Source organism: Robertmurraya sp. FSL W8-0741, from assembly GCF_038004005.1.
GTDB lineage: Bacteria > Bacillota > Bacilli > Bacillales > Cytobacillaceae > Robertmurraya > Robertmurraya siralis.
In genome coordinates, this window is sequence record NZ_JBBOQG010000001.1 from 951,253 (window position 1) to 971,561 (window position 20,309).

Annotated in this window: 15 protein-coding genes and 2 pseudogenes; 13 read left to right on the forward strand and 4 right to left on the reverse strand. The window is 38.9% G+C overall.

Features of this window, described 5'->3' with window-relative positions; genetic code table 11:
• Positions 1-811: 811 nt before the first annotated feature.
• Positions 812-1,240: pseudogene (locus tag NST02_RS04540) on the forward strand (DDE-type integrase/transposase/recombinase); the annotation flags it as partial.
• A gap of 251 nt (positions 1,241-1,491) precedes the next feature.
• On the opposite strand, the gene NST02_RS04545 reads toward NST02_RS04540, so the two are convergent.
• Together NST02_RS04545 and NST02_RS04550 are read right to left on the reverse strand one after the other, a co-directional pair.
• A complete protein-coding gene (locus NST02_RS04545; protein WP_095310492.1) occupies positions 1,492-2,193 on the reverse strand; it encodes an amino acid ABC transporter permease in 702 nt (233 codons plus the stop codon).
• Entirely contained in the window at positions 2,180-2,971 is a 792-nt protein-coding gene (locus tag NST02_RS04550) for an amino acid ABC transporter substrate-binding protein (RefSeq protein WP_340948192.1), read from the reverse strand. Before NST02_RS04550 ends, NST02_RS04545 begins: the two co-directional genes overlap by 14 nt.
• A 193-nt stretch (positions 2,972-3,164) precedes the next feature.
• Here NST02_RS04550 and NST02_RS04555 point away from each other — a divergent pair, with 193 nt between their 5' ends.
• Complete coding sequence (locus NST02_RS04555) at positions 3,165-3,704, forward strand: NADPH-dependent FMN reductase (protein WP_170943592.1); 540 nt, start codon at positions 3,165-3,167, stop codon at positions 3,702-3,704.
• Between the two features lie 96 nt (positions 3,705-3,800).
• On the opposite strand, the pseudogene NST02_RS04560 reads toward NST02_RS04555, so the two are convergent.
• Both NST02_RS04560 and NST02_RS04565 read right to left on the reverse strand, forming a co-directional pair.
• Positions 3,801-3,974: pseudogene (locus NST02_RS04560) on the reverse strand (transposase); the annotation flags it as partial.
• A 424-nt stretch (positions 3,975-4,398) separates the two neighbouring features.
• Positions 4,399-6,114 carry a DUF2207 domain-containing protein gene (locus NST02_RS04565; protein WP_340948193.1) on the reverse strand — a complete coding sequence of 572 codons (1,716 nt, stop codon included), beginning with the start codon at positions 6,112-6,114 and terminating at the stop codon, positions 4,399-4,401.
• A 313-nt stretch (positions 6,115-6,427) separates the two neighbouring features.
• Between NST02_RS04565 and NST02_RS04570 the strand changes: the two genes are divergently transcribed.
• The 11 genes from NST02_RS04570 (at position 6,428) to argF (ending at position 20,256) form a co-directional block, all read left to right on the forward strand.
• Entirely contained in the window at positions 6,428-8,410 is a 1,983-nt protein-coding gene (locus NST02_RS04570) for a methyl-accepting chemotaxis protein (protein WP_340948194.1), read from the forward strand.
• Between the two features lie 686 nt (positions 8,411-9,096).
• Positions 9,097-10,524, forward strand: coding sequence for an ATPase domain-containing protein (locus NST02_RS04575; protein WP_095310481.1), 1,428 nt, complete (start codon positions 9,097-9,099; stop codon positions 10,522-10,524).
• A 14-nt stretch (positions 10,525-10,538) separates the two neighbouring features.
• Positions 10,539-10,781 carry a hypothetical protein gene (locus tag NST02_RS04580; RefSeq protein WP_095310479.1) on the forward strand — a complete coding sequence of 81 codons (243 nt, stop codon included), beginning with the start codon at positions 10,539-10,541 and terminating at the stop codon, positions 10,779-10,781.
• Complete coding sequence (locus NST02_RS04585; RefSeq protein WP_340948196.1) at positions 10,772-12,859, forward strand: LuxR C-terminal-related transcriptional regulator; 2,088 nt, start codon at positions 10,772-10,774, stop codon at positions 12,857-12,859. The genes NST02_RS04580 and NST02_RS04585 overlap by 10 nt, the downstream gene beginning before the upstream one ends.
• Positions 12,860-13,408: 549 nt before the next feature.
• On the forward strand, positions 13,409-13,609 hold the full coding sequence (locus NST02_RS04590; RefSeq protein WP_150949303.1) for a hypothetical protein: 201 nt from the start codon (positions 13,409-13,411) through the stop codon (positions 13,607-13,609).
• 129 nt (positions 13,610-13,738) lie between these two features.
• The gene (locus NST02_RS04595; RefSeq protein WP_191963281.1) at positions 13,739-13,927 is read left to right on the forward strand and encodes a Spo0E family sporulation regulatory protein-aspartic acid phosphatase; all 189 of its coding nucleotides are present in this window, start codon (positions 13,739-13,741) and stop codon (positions 13,925-13,927) included.
• Between the two features lie 135 nt (positions 13,928-14,062).
• Positions 14,063-16,552, forward strand: a complete 2,490-nt coding sequence (locus NST02_RS04600; protein WP_340948199.1) for an EAL domain-containing protein — start codon at positions 14,063-14,065, stop codon at positions 16,550-16,552.
• A 175-nt stretch (positions 16,553-16,727) separates the two neighbouring features.
• Complete coding sequence (locus NST02_RS04605) at positions 16,728-16,949, forward strand: CsbA family protein (protein ID WP_306421298.1); 222 nt, start codon at positions 16,728-16,730, stop codon at positions 16,947-16,949.
• Positions 16,950-17,058: 109 nt separating this feature from the next.
• Entirely contained in the window at positions 17,059-17,535 is a 477-nt protein-coding gene (gene ahrC / locus NST02_RS04610) for a transcriptional regulator AhrC/ArgR (protein ID WP_340948200.1), read from the forward strand.
• A 405-nt stretch (positions 17,536-17,940) separates the two neighbouring features.
• Entirely contained in the window at positions 17,941-19,173 is a 1,233-nt protein-coding gene (arcA, locus tag NST02_RS04615; protein WP_095310467.1) for an arginine deiminase, read from the forward strand.
• Between the two features lie 78 nt (positions 19,174-19,251).
• Positions 19,252-20,256 carry an ornithine carbamoyltransferase gene (gene argF, locus NST02_RS04620; protein WP_306421296.1) on the forward strand — a complete coding sequence of 335 codons (1,005 nt, stop codon included), beginning with the start codon at positions 19,252-19,254 and terminating at the stop codon, positions 20,254-20,256.
• Positions 20,257-20,309: the final 53 nt, after the last annotated feature.

Sequence of the window (20,309 nt, forward strand, 5' to 3'; positions counted from 1 at the left end):
ATTAACTTTTATAAACTGTTAAGAACAAATCATTCGAACATTGCTTCCTCTTCTTGTGGGGAAGAGTATGTTCGATAAACTCGTAGAAACGCCCGTAAATAAACCTTTTCAAAAGCCTCAGGTGGACGAACTTTCCGTCATTGCCGTCCCTGAAAAACTTGATTACCAACTACTTCTCACGGAGCAAACCATTGAAACCCGTTCGGAGACATAGAAACGCAAAAATAAGAGTCTCAAAATATGAGGACAAGGTTGCTTTATTCTGGCTATTCTTTGTCCCCATGAACTCTTTATGAGGACAAGGTTCGCTATTTTTCAGCGTTCTTTGTCCTTATGAACCCTTTATGAGGACAAAGTTTGTTTATTTTTGACGTTCTTTGTCCGTATGAACCTTTCATGGGGACAGACTTTGTTTATTTTCAGCGTTCTTTGTCCTCATGAACCCTCTATGAGGACACGCTTTGCTTATTTTTGGCGTTCTTTGTCCTCATGAACTCTCTATAAGGACAAGGTTCGCTTTTTTTCAGCTTTTCTTTGTCCTCATGAACCCTCTATGGGGACACACTTTGCTTTTTTTTAACGTTCTTTGTCCTTATGAACCCTCTATAAGGACAAGGTTCGCTTATTTTTAACGTTCTTTGTCCTTATGAACCCTCTATAAGGCCAAGGTTCGCTTATTTTCAGCGTTCTTTGTCCTCATGAACTCTCTATAAGGCCAAGGTTCGTTTTTTTTCAGCTTTCTTTGTCCCCATGAACCCTTTATGAGGACACACTTTGCTTTTTTTCAACGTTCTCTGTCCTCATGAACCCCTTGAAAGAGATTCCGGAGGACCTTAACTACGTAGTAGATGGAAATCCCATCTACCTTCTGGCTCCACACTTTTTCGCCTAGCCCGGTATTCGGTTTGATGTAAAGCAAGTCGTTGGATTGATGAATGAGGACCCGGTTCTGACTGATTATAGGCATTTAAAACAAATTATCGAAAGACTAAATCGGACATTCAAGGGCCATTATCGCTCTGCACAAGGCTTTGGATCATCACAAGGATCTGTTTCTTACGTCACCTTGTTTGTGGCCTATTTTAACTTTCTTTGTCCTCATGCATCCCTAGAAGGGAAAGTACCTGTTGTTCACCCAGAGTTATCAGACTTGCCAACGATGCCAGCTCGATTGACAAAACTCATTGGGTTCGCTCAACAATGGATTACCCAACAAAGGTCTGCCTCACTTTTTGTTTAGCAGATCCCTTGAGTTTTTGAGCTGTTCAGCAATCGGCGGAGCAAACTCTTGACAAACCGAACTTGCCAATCGTTTAAAATGGAAATAACCAAGGGCTATTTGGGTATGTCTTCTATTTGTCCCCTTGACCCTTGTTACCTCACACACAAACCATTGGCGTGTTTGTCAAGAGCAATTGCGTGGCCTTTCCACCTAATAAATGGAAGAGAACCTAAATATCTAAGTAGTTTTCATAGAACTTTTGACACTATCTATTTTGCTGTATATCGATCGAGTCGAGTCTCCAACCGTCCTTGTCCAATTGAGAGAATAAAGCAAATAATCCAGTAGAGAAGAGCGGCTTCGCTGTACAATAGTAAGAATTCATAATTGGTGGCAGCAATTTCCTGGGCTCTTCTAAACATTTCAGTTACTAAAATAAGAGAAGCAAGTGAAGTATCCTTTATTAAGCTAATGAATGTATTCGACAAAGGTGGGACTGAAACGCGAGCTGCTTGCGGGAGAACAACTCTTCGCATTGCTTGTGAATAGGACATGCCAATTGAGTAGGCTGCTTCCCATTGTCCTTTTGGAATGGATAATATGGCGGCACGTATGATTTCGGATGCGTAGGCACCAATATTTAAAGAGAAGCCAATTATCGCCGAAGGAAGGGGAGCGATAATCACTCCGATTGTAGGCAGTCCGTAAAAGATAATGAAAAGCTGAACTAATAAGGGTGTTCCACGAATTGCCGAGACATAGATTCTCGCCATAATTTGCAATATTTTTATTCCGGAAATTCTTGCTAACGCAGTTAAGACTGCTAAAATAAGCCCAAGCGTAAAAGTAGAAAGCGTTAAGGGGATCGTATACAAAATAGCTCCTTCCAATAATGGCAGGAGAGAGTTTTGGGCAATATCGACAAGCTTTGTTATTCTTTCTTGGTCTGCGACAATGTTATTTAAGTACATTTTCGCCAAACCATTTTTCTGATATTTTTAAGTAAGTGCCATCAGCGATCATCTCTTGCAAAGCTTTGTTTACTTCATCGATAAGCGTGTCGCTCCCTTTTCTAAACATGAAGCCGCTCTTTGATGCATCTTCGCTTGTAGCGGCAATTTTCACTTTCGCATCTGGCCGCTGCTTTAAGAAGTCAAGAACTGTTAATTTATCATTAATCGTGACATTAACTCGACCGGAGTTTAATAATTCGATTGCTTGATTAAATCCCTCAACGCCAACGATTTCAGCACCATATTGTTTCGCAATATTAGCGTAATTGCTCGTTAAAGATTGGGCTGATTTTAATCCTTCGATGTTTTCAAAACTTTGAATAAATTCATTATCCATCGGCACTACGAGAACGGCGGATGAGGTGATGTATGGATCGGAAAAGTCGTATTTTTCGAGGCGATCTTCCCTGATACCGACTTGGTTGGCGACCATATCAAAGCGCTTCGAATCCAATCCAGCAAACATGGCGTCCCATTGCGTTTCCAAAAATTCTGCTTCCACTCCAATTCTTTTTGCTGCTTCCCGTGCGATTTCTACATCAAAACCAGTTAATTCCCCTGTTTCATTATGGAAGCTGAATGGGGGGTACGTCCCTTCTGTTCCAATTCGCAGCTTGCCTCCGTCTTTTACTTCAGCCAATAAGTTGCCTTCGTCACTGTCAGCGTTATTTTGATTTCCACAACTAGCTAAAAGAAGGCATAATAATAATGAAAAAAATATACGAGCTGATTTCAAAGCTTTGTCCTCCTATTCCTTTTTCTTTATCATTTGTTTCTTCTGATTTTTTATCCACCTGAGGCAGGATAATTGACAGGAGATAGGGCAATTGGTATTTTTATCACAGGATTCAGGTATATCATGAAGTGTAAATAGGGTATTGGAGTCCATATAGGGGTATGTTAATGCCTAAATAAGGAGGAAGATTGAATTGTCAGAAAAGTTAAACATAGGGATTATTTTAGGCAGCACGCGTGATGGACGTGTAAGCCCACAAGTAGGAGAATGGGTGAAAGGTATCGCTGATCAGCGAGGAGATGCAAACTATGAAATCGTAGATATCGCCGATTACAAACTCCCTTTCCTAGGTGAAGGAGATGCACCTGGAATTGCTGCTTGGAATGAAAAGCTTGATAGCTTAGATGGCTTTGTTTTTATCGTACAAGAATATAATCACAGTATTACAGGAGCTTTAAAAAATGCTATCGACTTAGCACGTGAAGCATGGAACAATAAGGCAGCAGGGATCGTGAGCTACGGTTCCACTGGGGGAGCACGTGCAGCAGAGCATTTACGCGGAATTTTAGGAGAATTAATGGTTGCGGATGTCCGTACGCATCCAACTTTATCTCTGTTTACAGATTTTGAAAACTTTTCTGTTTTCAAGCCACAAGATATTCATGGTGAGAACATTAATTTAATGCTTGACCAAGTAACAACTTGGAGCCGTGCATTAAAAACGATTCGTTAAAAATGTGAAAAATAGGCTGAGTCAAAAGGTCGTTAGGAAACGACTTTTTGACATCAGCTTTTTCTTTTGTGTAAGTTTTAAGTATATTTGGTTATTTTATGGTGAAAAAAAGGGGAATTCCCCTTTTTTTGTTTTATACCCCATGTCTTTTTCTACAGTAGATTCTATATGACTGATGGTTTGAAAATCAGGTTTTTGATTTCCTGAAATCCATATGAAGTAGATGTTTTCACCTAATTGCTTTTCGATTTGATGAGAAGAGTAAATCTGATTCCAGTACGCTTAAAGAATATTTTAGAGTGGTAAGGCGGCCGTCCATCGCCTTTTTGTAGAGAAGTAAGTAGAGTCGGATTCATTTTCTACTGCTAAATTAACCAGTCTGGTGAGGTGTTGACCTGAAATGAGGGCTTCGATAACCATTGGTAGAACTAGTTGGCAAGTCGTAGGATAATTCTTGTATATGAGAAAATCGCCTTTTTATGGTTTAGTAGGTTATGGTGACTTAGTTATGCCAAAAGTGGGAGATTTTCTTATATCTTATGTGCATATTGTTGATTGGAACGGTGGCGACTCCTGCGGGGAAAAGCGGCTTGGTCCCGCCCGCGGAAAGCGCCGCCCGAAGTGGAAATCAACTATTTACATAAGAAGAGGTGCCCAAAAAGCTAAGCTTCTGGGACACCTTCTTATTTGCGTCTTAGAAGGCGCCAGAACCGCCACCACCACCTCCAACTCCGCCACCGCTAGACATGGATGAACTGCTGCTCGTCGTTGATTCACTCGTTGTTTTGTGGGCAGAGTGAAAGTTAGAGGATGCGAGCGGTCCGATAAGTAAGAGGGAGTGAATATTCGTACCATAAGGCTCGACGTTATGATTGGAATTAAGAATTGTGCTCGGACGTTTGAATGCTTGGATGAAATTTTCATTTGTCTCGATTATTTTTTTGTCATTTATCCCAACTCCATAAATATATGAACGCATTTGCTCATCATCAGATAAGTTTTCCCATGTTTTCATTGATATTTGCGGCAATTGCTCTTTCATTCGCTGCCATTCGTGTTTGATCATTAACCCATTCCATGTTTTTGGTCTGTATGATATGGCAAGGACAATATAAACGCCGCTTAATATTAGAAAGGCAAAAAACCAGCCAAATAATTCGTATCCAAGTGTTAAAAAGCTATAGGCCAATTGCAGAATGCCTAAAATAGCAAAAGTCCAGCGCAGTTTTCCTCTTTTTTCATACAATGGCTGAGTCTTCACTTCCATCTGAACAGCTTTTTGCCATTCTTGCATTTTCGTTTGATATTTTCCATGATTTAATTTATTTTTCGTGTACTTTTGTAAGTCTTCAAACTGGAATTCACCATGAGAGCCCACTTCATAAAAGAGGAAATTCATAAGAATTTCTTCATGCTGGTTCGCTGGCTTCACTTTTACAAGCTGGAAACTTTCCTCTGTTTTCGTTACAAAGCCTTTTCTGACTAAGTCAAGAAGGGCTGCAGAAATTGCTTCTGTTGGAATATGTCCTTTTGTAAAATAAATCATAGCAGGTAAACTTAATGTTTCTTTCGGTATGAAAAATGCTTGCTGCATTTTACGCTCGACATCGATCTTTTTTCCACGTGCGCGCAGTCCGGAGATGAGAACAAATAACACTAGAAAAAGGAGCGAAGCAATGACTACATAGAGTGAAGCGCTATGAAGTGATTCTTGCATTTTGGCTCTTGCCGCTGCTTCTTCATATAGTTCTGTTTGTGCTTTTAGAATTTCACCTTTCATCGCTTTATCGGCGGTAACATTCGCACTAGGGAAGAGAGAGGCTGGATAAGCGACGCGAATGTCACCATTTTCACCATCTGGCACTTCGCCTAATTGAAATAGAACGGGGCCTTCTTGTTGAATGACTTCTCGCTCAAATGCTTGATCGTATCCAAAGGCAATCACGTCGTCTGTTGCTGCCGGAGGATGAATCGTAATCAACATTTTTTCATACGTTGATTCATTCCGGTCATCAAAGAATGGCCAATAGAACTCCGCCACGTCTGTATAGACATTGACCCCATTCGCAATCGTATAAGTAATGGCGATCGTAATCGTTTCATTTGCACCTTTGCGATGGACTTTATACAAGTTGTCATCTTTTTCAACTTTTAAAGTTTTTCCGTTCTCTGTAGCTTTAAATTCCGTAATCTTTGTGCCATTTTTCGGGAAAATCTCCCTTGTAATGCCGTTGAAATCACCATCAAAAGAATATGTGTGGATCTCTTCAACATTGACATTTCCATTCTCTTGTAAAAATGCATCAATGTTGACAGACGTAATCGAATAATCAACAGCTAATCCTGTTTTGGGGAGAAAAAAGAATATGAACATAGCGACAAGTAAGGTTAACGATATTTTTTTCTTCATTGGAAATGCTCACCTACTTTCTTTATTATTTTACGATTTGTCGAGGAAAAAAGTTTCATGAGCAGGAATAAATACCCACCAAACAAATTTTTGAAATTGTAATCGCTTTAAATTGAGAATTAGTAAAAATGATAGAAAAGTTCATATTTTAGTAGAGTATTCCCTATATAAGTTTCCCTTTTGTGCCGATATAATTCTTAATATATGGATTGATTTTGCAAAGCTCTTTACTGGCATCTATGAAATTTGTACTATATTTGAGACGGGCAGTAAGAAATGATTCAAATTCCACAAATAGAAGGAGTAGAGACAGATGAAGAAAATTGCCGCAAAGTGGAGACTGAGCTTAAGTAGTAAACTTTATATTATTTTTTTAGTCTTTTTGATCGTTCCGACCTTTGTTGTCAGTATGATTTCTTATCAAAGTGCAGAAAGGGAGATTGGCCAAGAATTATTTGAAGGGGCTAAGAGAAGTGTATCTTTACTGAATTCCAATATTGATTATACTTTCTCTCCAAAGCTGCATGATGCACAATATTTTTCACAGCAAGTGAAGTCGGAGCTTTATGAAGACGTGAGTGATTCGTCAGAATTAATGATGAAGCTAAAGCAGTATGCAGATACCCATCCTGAGGTAATGGTAGTATATGTAGGAACTTCAGATGGAACGATGATTACGTATCCGGAACTTGATTTACCGGCTGATTTTGATCCTAGAACCCGTTCCTGGTATACAGATGCGGAAGCTAATAAAGGAAATACAGTGATTACGTCGCCTTATGTTGATGCAGCAACAGGTGGGATGGTTGTTTCAATTGCTCATACATTAGAGGATGGCTCAGGCGTATTTGGAATGGATATTGATGTTCAAACGATGCAAGAAATAGTAGAAGGAGTCGTCATAGGGAAAGAGGGATACGCCCTATTATTAGATTCAAATCAACACTATATTTTAAGCCCGCATGAGGAAGTAGGAGCACCGGCAGAAGAAGCGTTTTACAGTCAACTTTATGACGCCGAAACGGGTAGTTTTGGGTATGTGCGTGACGGTAAAAAGATGGAAATGACGTTTGTTACGAATGAAACGACTGGTTGGAAAATAGCAGGTACATTTTTTGAACAAGAAATACAAAGTGCTGCTCAGTCAATTCGAACTAATTCTTTAATTGTACAAGTGATATCTGTTATTTTAGGGCTAATAATAGTCTTCATAGTCGTGCGCTCAATAACGAAGAGATTAAAAGATTTGCAGTTGAAAGCTACTAAAATTGGCGAAGGGGATCTAACAGAAACGATTGAAGCGAAAGGGAATGATGAAATTAGCGAACTAGCTCATTCCTTTAGCGACATGCAAGAGAATTTACGTGATTTATTGAAAAAATTAGAAGAAAGCTCTGTACATTTAGCTTCTTCAGCTGATCAGTTAATGGCGAGCTCCGATCAGACAAGCCAAGCGACCGATCAGGTAGCGAAAGCGATAGTCGGAGTTGCAAGTGGAGCGGAGCAACAAACTGAATCGATTGATGCAACTGTTGAAGCGATTAATGAAATTTCTCAAGGCTCGGTACAAATTGCTCAAAGTTCTTCCGCAGTAACGGAGTTAACAAAAACAACAACCGAAAAAGCGGAAGAAGGAGGTCAATCGGTGAACAAAACGATGGAGCAAATGAGATCGATTGACGCTTCTGTGCAGGAGTCAAATGAAATTATTAAGCTCTTATCTCAACGTTCAGATGAAATTGGAACGATTTTAGAAGTGATTACAGGAATCGCTGATCAAACTAATCTCCTTGCTTTAAATGCAGCGATCGAGGCCGCAAGAGCAGGGGAAGCGGGCAAGGGATTTGCAGTTGTAGCGGATGAAGTAAGGAAACTTGCTGAGCAATCACAAGTATCGGCCCAGCAAATAGCGGAGCTTATTCAAGCCATCCAGCAGGATACTGAAACGACCGTTCAACAAATGTCCCATGTGACAGAAGATGTAAAACAGGGATTAAACGTTTCTGTTGAAGCGATTCGAAAGTTTCATGAAATTTTAGCGAGCATGAAAGATATTACTCCACAGATGGAATCAATTTCTTACACTGCTGAGGAGATGTCTGCAGGTCTTCAAGAAATTGATGTTGTTGCAAAGGAAATTGCTGATTTTGCAAAAAGCAATGCGGCAACTTCTGAGGAAGTAGCTGCTTCAACAGAAGAACAATTGGCGTCAATGGAAGAGATTTCATTATCAGCGAAGTCATTGGCTAAAATGGCAGAAGAGTTGCAAGAGCTTATTAAAAACTATAAATATTAAATCGTAAGAGCAAGGAGCTGTAGACAAAGAGGTGGTCTACAGCCTTTTTGCTATGCAAATATGAGTGAGAGAACAGATATGCGTTGTCAAAAGTCAATTGAATGCAAAGGAAAAGCATGATACTGTCTAAAAAACAAATTTACTGCAGGCGCTGCTTAATGTCTCTTGCTTAAAAGCTCGCAATCTAGTTGATTGAAGTGAAAGGAGCTTAACTCTTGGAGGGAAGTAGAGTTAAACTGGGGGAGGTGAGTGTGCCTCGTGTCTAATCCTTCTGTGATTCAACCGGAATTGCAAGGAAGCGTCATTGCTTTATCTCGAATGAGGCTTCTATTCGACCGGAAAGAAGAGACAACGGGGCAGCTTCGTGTCTAATGCCGCTCCTATTCGACCTGAAGCACGAGGAAGTGACTACCCTACCGGTTTAATCGGTCCCCCACAGGAGTGTCAGCGACAAGGAAGTTTGACGAGCATCCTCCGAAATTTTCAGTTTTATTGAGCCTTTGTTCTGAAATAGACAAGGAATTTATTTTAGTTTTACCAATTTAATCGACATGTTTACACTTTTTCACAAAAGTATTTAATAGGTCTTCTTAAGCAGGTATAATAGATTTATATCGTTCTTCATAAATCCTTTTAGGAGATGAATATTCAGAATTTTAAAAATAGGAAGCAAGGGGGAGAAATAGATGAGTCAATATACTTCAACAGGTATTCACGGACTTGACTTTCTGCTTAACGGCGGATTTCCAGCAGGTGCTTCGATTTTAATAGAAGGATTACCCGGAACTGGGAAGACCAATTTAAGTATGCAATTTCTCTATAATGGTGCTGTTCAATACGATGAGCCAGGAATATATATAACCTTTGAAGAACTACCTGGTCAATTATATAAAGAAATGAAAGCGTTTGGGTGGGATATTCCTGCGCTAGAACGTGAAAATAAACTGAGAGTCCTCTGTATATCACCACAGGTGTTGTTAGAGCAAATGGAAAGGCAAAATGGACTCTTTGAGCAAATGATTCAGGAGATGGATTGCAAGCGAATTGTGATTGATAGTATTAGCTTGTTTCAGATAGGGGACGATAGCGTTGAAATAAAAAGGAAAACACTCTATAAGCTTCGCAATATTTTAAGAAAGTTTAATTTAACGGCATTGTTAATACAGGAGCAGACAGCAGCAATTGATCCGGAAGTTTCCTATATTAATTATGTGGTTGACGGCGTTATACGTTTATCTTTAAAAGACTTTAAGGAGCATTACCGCCAGCGAACACTTGAAGTGTTAAAAATGAGAGGGCGGAAAATTGTCGAGGGTGAGCATATTTATCGGATCACTGATGAGGGAATTCAACTGTTACCTGCCTTTTCCATGGTAGAGGATAAATCGCATTTATATGAATCAAATACGGTTACAACAGGCATTGCCAAGCTTGATCAACTATTGGACGGGGGGATCCCACATGGTTCTGCTTTTATAATAGATACGAATAGTAAGGCGAACTACAAATATTTAGCAGCTTCGATCGCAGTAAATCGCCTTTTAGCAGGCGAGAGTTTAATCATTTTATTATCGAGTCTTTCGACAATTAATGATATAGAATTTTTATATGAGCTGTACGGAGTAAATTTAAAAGAATACGTGGAAAAAAAGAAGATCTTCTTTATCGAACATTATAATCGCCCTTCTCCACCAGGCTTTGAAGGGGCAATTATTGACGTGTCCAACTTAGACAATGATGAGTATCGAAAAATAATTGTCAATGGTCTTGAGCCATTTACTCATTCAACCTTAAATCCTGAGGAGAAATGGTTTGTTTATTATGATTTAAACACGATTGTTTCTCAGAGGGGGAAAGCCTTTCTCGAAACATTTTACGCGGAGGAAATATCAAGACTTAATTCAGCTGGTTTTAGTGTTCTATCATTGTCAAACTTTACAGAATTAGGTCCGCAATTATCTAGTTTTGTCGAGCGCACCTCAAATGGAGTCATCAAAACGTGGGTAGAAGGAAGCTACCAATACGTCCAACTCTTAAAATCACCATTAGGAAAAATGTCATCTCCATTGCTTGTCGAAAATATAAATAAAAAACCATTTATTAATCTAATATAGGAGGGGGGGACCAGATGTTACAGTTTAATCCCCTGAAAGTGGAGTGTACTCTATTTTTCGAAGAAAATCCTTATACATTGGAAACAGCTGAGGGACTGGCCTTGAGATTGGGAAGAAAAACAGCGGAATTGGTACTTATATTAGAGCATTTAGTAACCGATTCCATTCTTGAAAAAATAGGTGACGGTGAGCAAGCCATCTATCGTTATGTTCAACCTGATAATTTTCAAATTCCGAGGGAATTCATATGGGAGTAGAAAAGACTCTTCAAAACCTTCAAGATGGATATGCTCACTTACTTGATTTAATGGTTGTACTGGTCGATGAGAAGCGATTATTAAAAACAAAGATCTCCTACCCGAAAAAAGGCAACGAGGAATTTTTAGCGCAGCAGATGATTGCAAGCATTCCTGCTCTCACAAAAATAAAAAGTACGATCTATGTCGATGTCTTGCCAGGATTAAAGGTGCTAGCGGCACCGATAATTACGAACAGTCAGGAGCGGTTATACTTAATAGGAGGAATGCTTGTAGAGGATGAGATTTTTGATGCCTTAAAAAAATATCTTCAAGAGCACAAAGAGGGAGCGGTTTTCTTACATAATTTACAATCGGTTAAAGTTGTTTCGAATGATGAAAAAGCAAGGATTCTTGCCACCTTTCAGCAACTTTCGAGTTCAATTCAATCGCTCTATCAAAATCAGGTATATGTGGATGCTTTTCAAAATAAAATCTTAAATGCAAAATGGGCTGTTGAAAACATTACGGATGAAAGATTTAACCTGGATGTATTGATTCAGCAATTTAAGAATTTAAACCCGGATTTGAGTTTTGTGGGCATTGCAGTCCATAAAGAAGAAGAGAGGTACCTGATCCAACACTTCGCCGGTCAGAGTATGGATAGGGTTTTAGGGATTGAGGTAGCATTAGGAGAAGGTTTTTTAGGACAAGTTATCATGACAGAAGAATACTCGTATTGGACGCATATTCAAGAGGACCCGCGGCTGGTCACATATAGAAAATACGGTTTATCTCCAAGAAGTTTGTTTTGCCAGCCAATTAAAGTAGGTAATCAAACGAAGGGGCTTTTATTTGGGGGCAGTGAAAAAGAAGAGGAATTGTTTGATCCTGTTGACATTAGCATACTGGCTTCTTTTATCGGTGTTTTTATGGTCCAACAAAGATTAAAAGAAAGTTCTAATCATCATTTTTTACAATTATCCACTTTCAATGAAATTTTCAGTGTGATGACAAAAGTGAATAATGTGAAAAGAGTCCTCTATATTTTAATTGATATGGGTATGAATATTTTATCGGGTTCCTTTGCATGCGTACTTTTTAAGGAAATTCAGGTACAGAATAAACTCTCTCTTTTATCACGAGGAATGAAAAACGAGCAATTAAGTCAATACGGCCGTGACCTTGGAAAAAGGCATTTTAGCAATAAGTTAGTGGAAAAAACAGAGGGGATGTTCCATGAACTAACGAATGGGGAACTTGTATATGAAATGCCTATTACATTTCGAAGTGAATTATTCGGAGTGCTTAGTATAGGGATTCGCAGCAAGGATGAAGTTAAACCGTATATTCCTTTTCTATCGAGTCTTGGTATTGCAGGTGGAATTTCGATTTATTTATTGCAGAAGGAACTAGCTCAGCATTCTGATGAAAAATTGGTTAATCTCCTTACTAGATTGCTAGAAAAAAATGAGCGAGAGAAATACAGGCAAAGTGTTGAAGCGCGCAAGTTAGTAGCAGAGTTTGCTAAAGAAATAGGCTTGAATGCGCAGCAAATTAACGCATTGGAGAATGCATGTACACTAATTTTTTATGAACAGGAAATACTGCAAGATGCCATTTCTGATAAAGAAACGATGGAGCTCATGCAGCACTATTATCAAGCCCAAGAGTGGAAAAAGGTTGAAAAGCACTTAGTAAAGTTGCTTTTTATCATTCTCGAGCGGGTTGGTGAAAAGCTAGCTCAACCACTTCAACAGCAGATTCAGAATGATCCCCTCTACAAAACCTTTGAGGAGTGGGAGGCGCGAAACTATATGACAGAAATTGAAATTCCATTTGGTCAAGAAAATGACATGGAATTAGGAGTTGGACAAGAAGAAATCAAGTTGAAATTGAATTTATCAAATCGTGAAATGGAAGTGCTCCACCAAGTATTAAAAGGCTTAAATAATCGCGAGATTGCCCAGTCCCTGTTCATCAGTGATCATACTGTAAAGAACCATATGACCAATATTTTGCAGAAACTGGGCGTTACCGATCGTTCTCAAGCAATTGCGAAAGTATATCAAATGGGCTATACGCCTCAAAACAGCTAAGCGTTCCATTTTTCATCATGATAATAACTGCACTGACCGCTTTCAAAAGCGCTTTTCCATTTAACTGTTAGACAATATCAGGTTGATATTTTGACTGCTGTGGTTCTAAACCAGAGCAGTTTTTTCGTGTTGTTTTGCTTTCGTTTGTAGTGGCTAACTTTTTAATGAGTGGATCTGCATCTGGGGCAAGCAGCCAAAGCTAAATGCACTGTAGGCTGACCTTATTGAAAGAAAGGTTCTTTTGACCCGGCATTAGCGAAAACATCGCAGAAACGATTTGAACCTTAATGGTTCCAAAGACGCCTTCGTTTTGGTGTGACTTTAGAGTAATTTTTATATATGTATTTACGTCTAAAGGAACCTGCATAGACCACCGAGGATAAACGGCGATGAATATGAAAAAAAGGTGCTTCAAATTTATTTAGGATTCCTTGTGCTCATGATAGGATTCCATTCCTATTGGAGAAAAAGGGAGGGTAGGGGGATGGTTTATCACGAGTGTTTCAAGCAAACTACTAATAGAAGGTAGTCTTAGCCGGAGGAGATAGAATGAAAGATTCACTGCTCATGAGTTTATGCGTTTTATACATTCAGAATGGTTGGGATCCGCATGTTCTCTCCAGCAAGTATGAAGTGACTGATAAGCAAATTGGCAAGTATTTAACCCTTTTAACAGAGAAAAAGATAATTTTTAAAATAAGTGGGACATTTAGATATATTCTTCCAGAGGAGCGCTCCTACCATAGCTAGGAAAGAATAGGAACAGCATCCTAAAAATGGGGAAATAAGAGAATTGGGAATTAGAGGGGATTACGAAACGGGTCAACATCCTCCAAAATGAAGGTAACAAGAAGAGGAAGGATCAGGAGGAGGATGGATGTGGAGCGACTGAAGGAAGGAGAACGAATTTTGAAACAAATATCCGAGCACAAACGGAAATTAGTTCAAATCGCTAAAGATAAAGGGATGCACAGTGCTGAGACGCTTCGCTGCAGCCAGGAGTTGGACGAGTTGATTAATTTGTTCTACCGAAATTTACATGCAGGTTATGAGAATAGTCGCAGATAATCTTCGCTTTCCAATATTTACATGGAAAAAATAATATTGTAGTATGGTAATTTCTTGTATGATAGGAAAGAAAAGCTAGGGAAGTAGAATTAAAAGTCATCATGAATAATAGATGAACTGAAGGGGATAGCGAAGATGAGGTCGAAAAATCTGTTACCTCACAATCAAAATGATAAAAAGAAAAAAGTGGATGGCTTTTTTTCGCATCATACACAAAGATTCATGGATATGTGGAATTGGGAATATCATGTTAAATTAAATAAAGCCCGATGGAATCGACAAACTTATCATATCTTCGGCATTGAAACTGAAGATTTTGAAATAACTTGGGAAAGTGTTTTTGCATATGTACATATGCATGATAAAAAAATATACTGCGATAGTTTTCAAAAAACGATAAAGGAAAAAAGAGAACTCGATTTTGAGCATCGTATTATTCGAAAGGATGGGCAGGAACGTGTCATCTTTCTCCGTTCAAAAGTTATTCTTGGTGAGGACGGAGAAGTTGAACGTATTTTCGGAACGATTCAAGATATTACAGAAGTAAGAGGGTTAAAATTGAGATTAGAGCAAAGTGAGGAACGGTTTAAATCGGTAGTAGATCATTTGTCTGTTGGGATTTGGTCATACGATTTCTATAATAATGAGATTACATTTTGCTCTAAAGGATTATCGGAGATCTTTGGCATTTCCATTGATATGCTCAGTCCCGGGCTATTAAAAGAATTCATTTTCCAAGATGACAAAGAATTAGTTAAAAGAAATGCATCTCTTTTGGAGAAGGGGGAAGAAGTGAATCATCAATTTCGCATCCTTGACGGAAAAGGACGAATAAAATGGCTTGAAGGTCAATTTATTCCCCATCTTAATCAAGAAGGTGATCTTATCCGTATGGATGGAATTGTGAAAGACATCACCGAAAGAGTGGAATATACGGAATCATTGGCATATATGGCTGATCATGATTATTTAACGAAGCTGCCAAATCGAAGATACATTGAAAGAAAATTACAAGAGCAAGTTGTTGCTGCAAGTGAAAAAACTGAACAATTCGCTGTCTTTTATGTTGATTTGGATCGCTTCAAATATATTAACGATACATTTGGACATGAAATCGGCGACAAATTCTTAGTGACTTTTGCTGAGCGCTTACAGCTTTATTTAGGGTCAGCAGGATTTGTTGCCCGAATTGGCGGGGATGAGTTTACGATCCTGTTAAATAAGGTAACGGGATTAGAGGAAGCGATTAAGCTAGCGAATAAGATGATAGCTAAGATGGAAATGCCTTTTGAGATTGAGGGCTATGAGCTTTTCATCACAATGAGCATTGGCATTAGTCTTTATCCAAGAGACGGAGAGGATTTCCGCACACTTTTGCGAAACGCTGATGCTGCACGTTATAAAGCAAAGGAGCTTGGCAGAAATGATTGGCAGATCTTTTCTCCATCAATGAACATTGAATCCTTTAAACTATACGATCTGGAAAAAGATCTAAGAAAGTCTCTTATCAATGAAGAGTTATACATTGAATTTCAGCCGAAAGTAAACCCTAAAACTTCAAAAGTCGAAGGTGCTGAAGCGCTAATTCGTTGGAATCATCCTGAATGGGGCATCGTCTCTCCTAATGAATTCATTCCATTAGCAGAAGAGAGCGGCTTTATCTTTAAAATCGGTGACTGGGTCGTGAAAGAAGTTTGTGAAATGTTAGGAATTTGGTTGAGGAAAGGGATTCCTGTTGTGCCGATCTCTGTTAATATTTCACCTAAACGATTATTGAGAGCGGATTTTGTAAAGACGGTGAAGGAAACGATTGAAGCAGCCGGTATAGAACCGAAGTTAATTGAGTTAGAACTGACTGAGCAAACGATCATTAGGAATGTGGACGTGACGAAAAATATAATTGCCGAATTGAAAGAACTAGGTGTGAAGATAGCGCTTGATGATTTTGGTACAGGTTATTCTTCGCTTTCGTATTTAAAAGATTTGGAAATTGATACCCTGAAGATTGATAAATCTTTTATCGATGGAATAACATTACAGACGACAAATGATGCGATTGTTAAAAGTCTGATTTTTTTATCAAAAGAAATTGGTATTCATATCGTTGCAGAAGGTGTAGAAACGAAGGAACAGCTTCTCTTCCTATTACAGCAAGGGTGTCAGCAGATCCAAGGGTATATATATAGCAAGCCCGTTCCAGCAATGAAGCTTCAACAGTTGTTAAGAAGAGAGTTTATGACCCCACAACAGACAAATATGTTAGCTGATAAAATTGAAAATCGCAGAAAATATGAGCGATTTCAATTACGTACACCATTGTCTGCAGAGATGACGATTGTGAAATTTAAAAATAAGAAAGTGAAATTAGGCTATTCTAAAGCGCTCATTAAGAATGTAAGCCTCGGCGGACTCAATTATAGAGCAAATAGTAGTTTACCGGTGCAGAAAGATGTTGTGGTTCTCATAACGACACAAATTTTGGGGAAGGAAGTCAAATTTTTTGGCAGGAATGTTTGGAAATCTGAAGAAGATGGCTTCTATGAATATGGCTTTGAATTCATTATCAATGAAATAGAGCGGGATCAGCTTGAGCCAATCTTCCATAATATGCTCCTTTTAGCATGAGGGAAGTTTCAATCATATCCAGCGTTCTTCAAGGAAATCAGTTGGCTTTTTTGACAAGCTAAAGGTGGGCGTGGCCGGTGAATTTTCCACTAGCCTATTTGCCTATCACATTGAAAAAAGCTATTCTTAGTTTAGTAACTTTGTATTTAATGTGAAGAAGGTGTAGATAGTGTTAATGAAAGTAGTAATGGCACTCCTTTTACCTGGAATTCTTGTCGTGTTATTTACGAGAGTAACCTATAATCGCTACATAGGGCTGATCCTAACGGTTGCGCTTATTACGGCGTCTGTTTATAAAGGTTATACTAACTCTTTCTTGCTCATTGTCATTGATGCCTTCTCTTTAACAACGGGCTTTTGGTATGCTCAACGGATGGCGCAAAAGGTACGAAGCTAAGTGACAAGATCTGTAATAGAATCGACACTTTTTCTGTAAAAAAAGAGGAACGTTCAATGTACAATCAAATTGAAGATTGACTCGATTTTTACAGGAGAGGTGTATTCACATGTCAAAGGGCCAAAGGCATCACCTTATTAGAGAACTGGTTCGTACGCATGAAATTGAAACACAAGAGGATCTTGTTAGACTTTTATGTGAAAAGGGGATGAAGGTCACTCAAGCAACTGTTTCGAGGGACATAAAAGAGTTAAATCTAATTAAAATTCCTCTAAACACTGGGAGCTTTCGCTACAGCTTGGTTGGAGATATTAATTATAAGCCACATGAAAGGCTTGAACGTTCACTTGTTGAAGTATTTGAAAAATTAAGCATGGTCGGTCCCCTTATCGTCCTTAAAATAAGCCCAGGTAATGCCCATGTAATTGGTGCGCTACTGGATCAAATTGAATGGCCAGAGATGCTAGGAACGGTTTGTGGAAATGATACTTGCTTAATCATTTGCCGCTCTGATGAGGATGCGATCATTTTGCATGACCGTCTCCTTAAATACGTCGGCATCGAAACGGCAAACTCAAGCTTATAAAAATATAGACTCGCTTACTTAACAAGGCGGTTTCCAATTGGAGATCGTCATTTTTGTTTAGAACGATCAATTTAGCAAATGTGTTCGGACGATCATAATGAATAATCGTCCTTTTTTATTGTGCTGTTCTAATAAATAGTCAGAATATATTTATTTTATAAGCCGTGATCTGAAAATATTCTCGAAATATGCAGGAAAAAGTAGAACGATGACAGAGAAAATAATGTTGAAAGCGATTTCTTTGTAAAAATATACAAATAGTTGAGTTGTGTATAATATTTTTTGTGAAATAATTCACAACCAATGTTCAAGGATGACCACAGTTTTAACAATATAAACCTTTTATCATGAAAAGTGTAAAGGATATCCATACAAAATGTTATAGGAAATGAAGGAGGTTTTATTATGAGGCATCCGATTCACGTAACATCTGAAATTGGCGAATTAAAGACTGTTTTGCTTCATCGTCCAGGGAAAGAAGTAGAAAATTTAACTCCAGAGTTTTTGCACAAATTACTATTTGATGATATTCCTTATCTTCCTACGATTCAAAAGGAACATGATTATTTTGCAAACGCTTTAAAAAACCGTGGTGTTGAGGTTCTATATTTAGAAAATTTATTGACGGAAGTTTTAAGTTCGGAAGAGATTCGCCTCCAGTTCATTGACCAATTTTTAGCGGAGAGCAAGTCGAATGTAAATGGAGCAAGGGAAACTTTAAAGGAATATTTGCTTTCATTTCCGACCGATCAAATGGTCGACAAAATGATCGCAGGGGTCATGAAAACTGAAATTGAGGAAGGAAAGAAAACTCATTTATACGAGTTTATGGCAGACCATTATCCGTTTTATTTAGATCCGATGCCTAATCTATATTTCACACGTGATCCGGCAGCGGCGATTGGCAACGGCTTATCTATTAATCGCATGAGAGAAGGAGCACGGCGCAGAGAATCGATGTTCATGGAATACATTATTAAATATCATCCACGCTTTGCAAAGCACGATGTTCCTGTATGGCTTAACCGGGATTATGAATTCGCTATTGAAGGCGGAGATGAACTGATTCTTTCGAAGAGCACGGTTGCGATTGGGGTTAGTGCACGCACTTCTGCGCGAGCGATAGAGAAATTGGCACTCAACCTTTTTAAACGTCAAAGTGACATTACCAAAATAGTTGCCGTTGAAATTCCAAAGAGCCGGGCATTCATGCATCTTGATACGGTATTTACGATGGTGGACTACGATAAATTCACGATCCACCCAGCTATCCAAGGGCCTGACGGAAATATGCGAATCTATATTCTTGAAAAAGGCAAAGACTCAGAGCATGTAAAAATTACGGAGCGGAGTAACTTAACAGAATGTTTGAAGGAAGTGTTAGGGCTGGATGAAATTCAACTTATTCCGTGCGGTGGCGGAGATGTCATAGCTTCTGCCCGTGAGCAGTGGAATGATGGTTCGAATACTCTTGCGATTTCGCCTGGAGTCGTTGTGACGTATGACCGAAACTATGTATCGAACGAACTGTTAAGGGCAAGCGGCATAGAAGTGATAGAGGTACCGAGCTCGGAATTATCAAGAGGCCGTGGGGGTCCTCGTTGTATGAGTATGCCAATTATGAGAGAAGATATTTAATCGATCAGAATGGTATCTGTTATTCATCTTTATACATTAGTAAACGAGCAGACATTTTAGAAAAAGGTGGAGAGGATTATGTTGACTGATAAGAAGCCAAATTTAAAGGGAAGAAGCTTTTTAGCATTACGCGATTTTACTGAGGAAGAGATTAATTATTTAGTAGACTTTGCAGAAGAGCTGAAGGTGAAAAAGAAACAGGGAATTCCCCATAAATATTTGGAAGGAAAAAATATCGCCTTACTGTTTGAAAAGCCTTCGACAAGGACAAGATGTGCTTTTACGACAGCGACCATTGATTTAGGAGCCCATCCAGAATACCTCGGTAAAGGAGATATTCAATTTGGGAAAAAGGAATCTGTAGAAGACACTGCCAAAGTATTGGGAAGAATGTTTGACGGGATTGAATTTAGAGGCTTTAGCCATGAGACCGTGGAATTGCTGGCGAAATACTCCGGTGTTCCTGTTTGGAATGGTTTAACGGATTTATTCCATCCAACGCAAATACTGGCAGATTTTTTAACGGTTAAGGAGCATATCGGGCATCTTAAAGGAGTTAAGTTTGTCTATGTCGGCGATGGCCGCAATAACGTTGCCAACAGCATTTTGATCGGAGGGGCAAAGGTAGGAATGGATGTCCGCATTTGTTCACCAGCTTCCCTATTCCCAGATGAAACAATTGTGAATTATGCGAAGGAAGTGGCGAAAGAGTCCAATGGACGAGTCATCGTAACGGAGGACATCGCCCAGGCCGTTGATGGTGCTGATGTTATTTATACGGATGTGTGGGTTTCAATGGGTGAAGAAGATAAATTTGCAGAGAGAATCGAGCTATTAAAGCCTTATCAAGTAAATATGGAAATGCTGAAGCTGACTGGAAATGATAATGTCATGTTTCTTCACTGTTTGCCTGCTTTCCATGATTTAGAAACGCAGATTGGCCGTGAAATTTATGAAAAATTTGGTTTAACAGCGATGGAAGTGACAGATGAGGTTTTTCGAAGCGAGCATTCTCATGTTTTTGATGAAGCGGAAAATCGCATGCATACGATTAAGGCGGTAATGGCTGCGACATTAGGGTAATTTTCATGACCAGGGAAAGGTTTTTCCTTTCCTTGGTTAATAAACCTGAAATA

What these genes read in the sequence shown, in the direction of transcription:
- NST02_RS04545 (WP_095310492.1), bottom strand. Translation starts at nt 2,193, where the DNA reads ATGTACTTAAATAACATTGTCGCAGACCAAGAAAGAATAACAAAGCTT.
- NST02_RS04565 (WP_340948193.1), bottom strand. Translation starts at nt 6,114, where the DNA reads ATGAAGAAAAAAATATCGTTAACCTTACTTGTCGCTATGTTCATATTC.
- NST02_RS04570 (WP_340948194.1), top strand. Translation starts at nt 6,428, where the DNA reads ATGAAGAAAATTGCCGCAAAGTGGAGACTGAGCTTAAGTAGTAAACTT.
- NST02_RS04575 (WP_095310481.1), top strand. Translation starts at nt 9,097, where the DNA reads ATGAGTCAATATACTTCAACAGGTATTCACGGACTTGACTTTCTGCTT.
- NST02_RS04580 (WP_095310479.1), top strand. Translation starts at nt 10,539, where the DNA reads ATGTTACAGTTTAATCCCCTGAAAGTGGAGTGTACTCTATTTTTCGAA.
- NST02_RS04585 (WP_340948196.1), top strand. Translation starts at nt 10,772, where the DNA reads ATGGGAGTAGAAAAGACTCTTCAAAACCTTCAAGATGGATATGCTCAC.
- NST02_RS04590 (WP_150949303.1), top strand. Translation starts at nt 13,409, where the DNA reads ATGAAAGATTCACTGCTCATGAGTTTATGCGTTTTATACATTCAGAAT.
- NST02_RS04600 (WP_340948199.1), top strand. Translation starts at nt 14,063, where the DNA reads ATGAGGTCGAAAAATCTGTTACCTCACAATCAAAATGATAAAAAGAAA.
- NST02_RS04605 (WP_306421298.1), top strand. Translation starts at nt 16,728, where the DNA reads ATGAAAGTAGTAATGGCACTCCTTTTACCTGGAATTCTTGTCGTGTTA.
- ahrC (WP_340948200.1), top strand. Translation starts at nt 17,059, where the DNA reads ATGTCAAAGGGCCAAAGGCATCACCTTATTAGAGAACTGGTTCGTACG.
- arcA (WP_095310467.1), top strand. Translation starts at nt 17,941, where the DNA reads ATGAGGCATCCGATTCACGTAACATCTGAAATTGGCGAATTAAAGACT.
- argF (WP_306421296.1), top strand. Translation starts at nt 19,252, where the DNA reads ATGTTGACTGATAAGAAGCCAAATTTAAAGGGAAGAAGCTTTTTAGCA.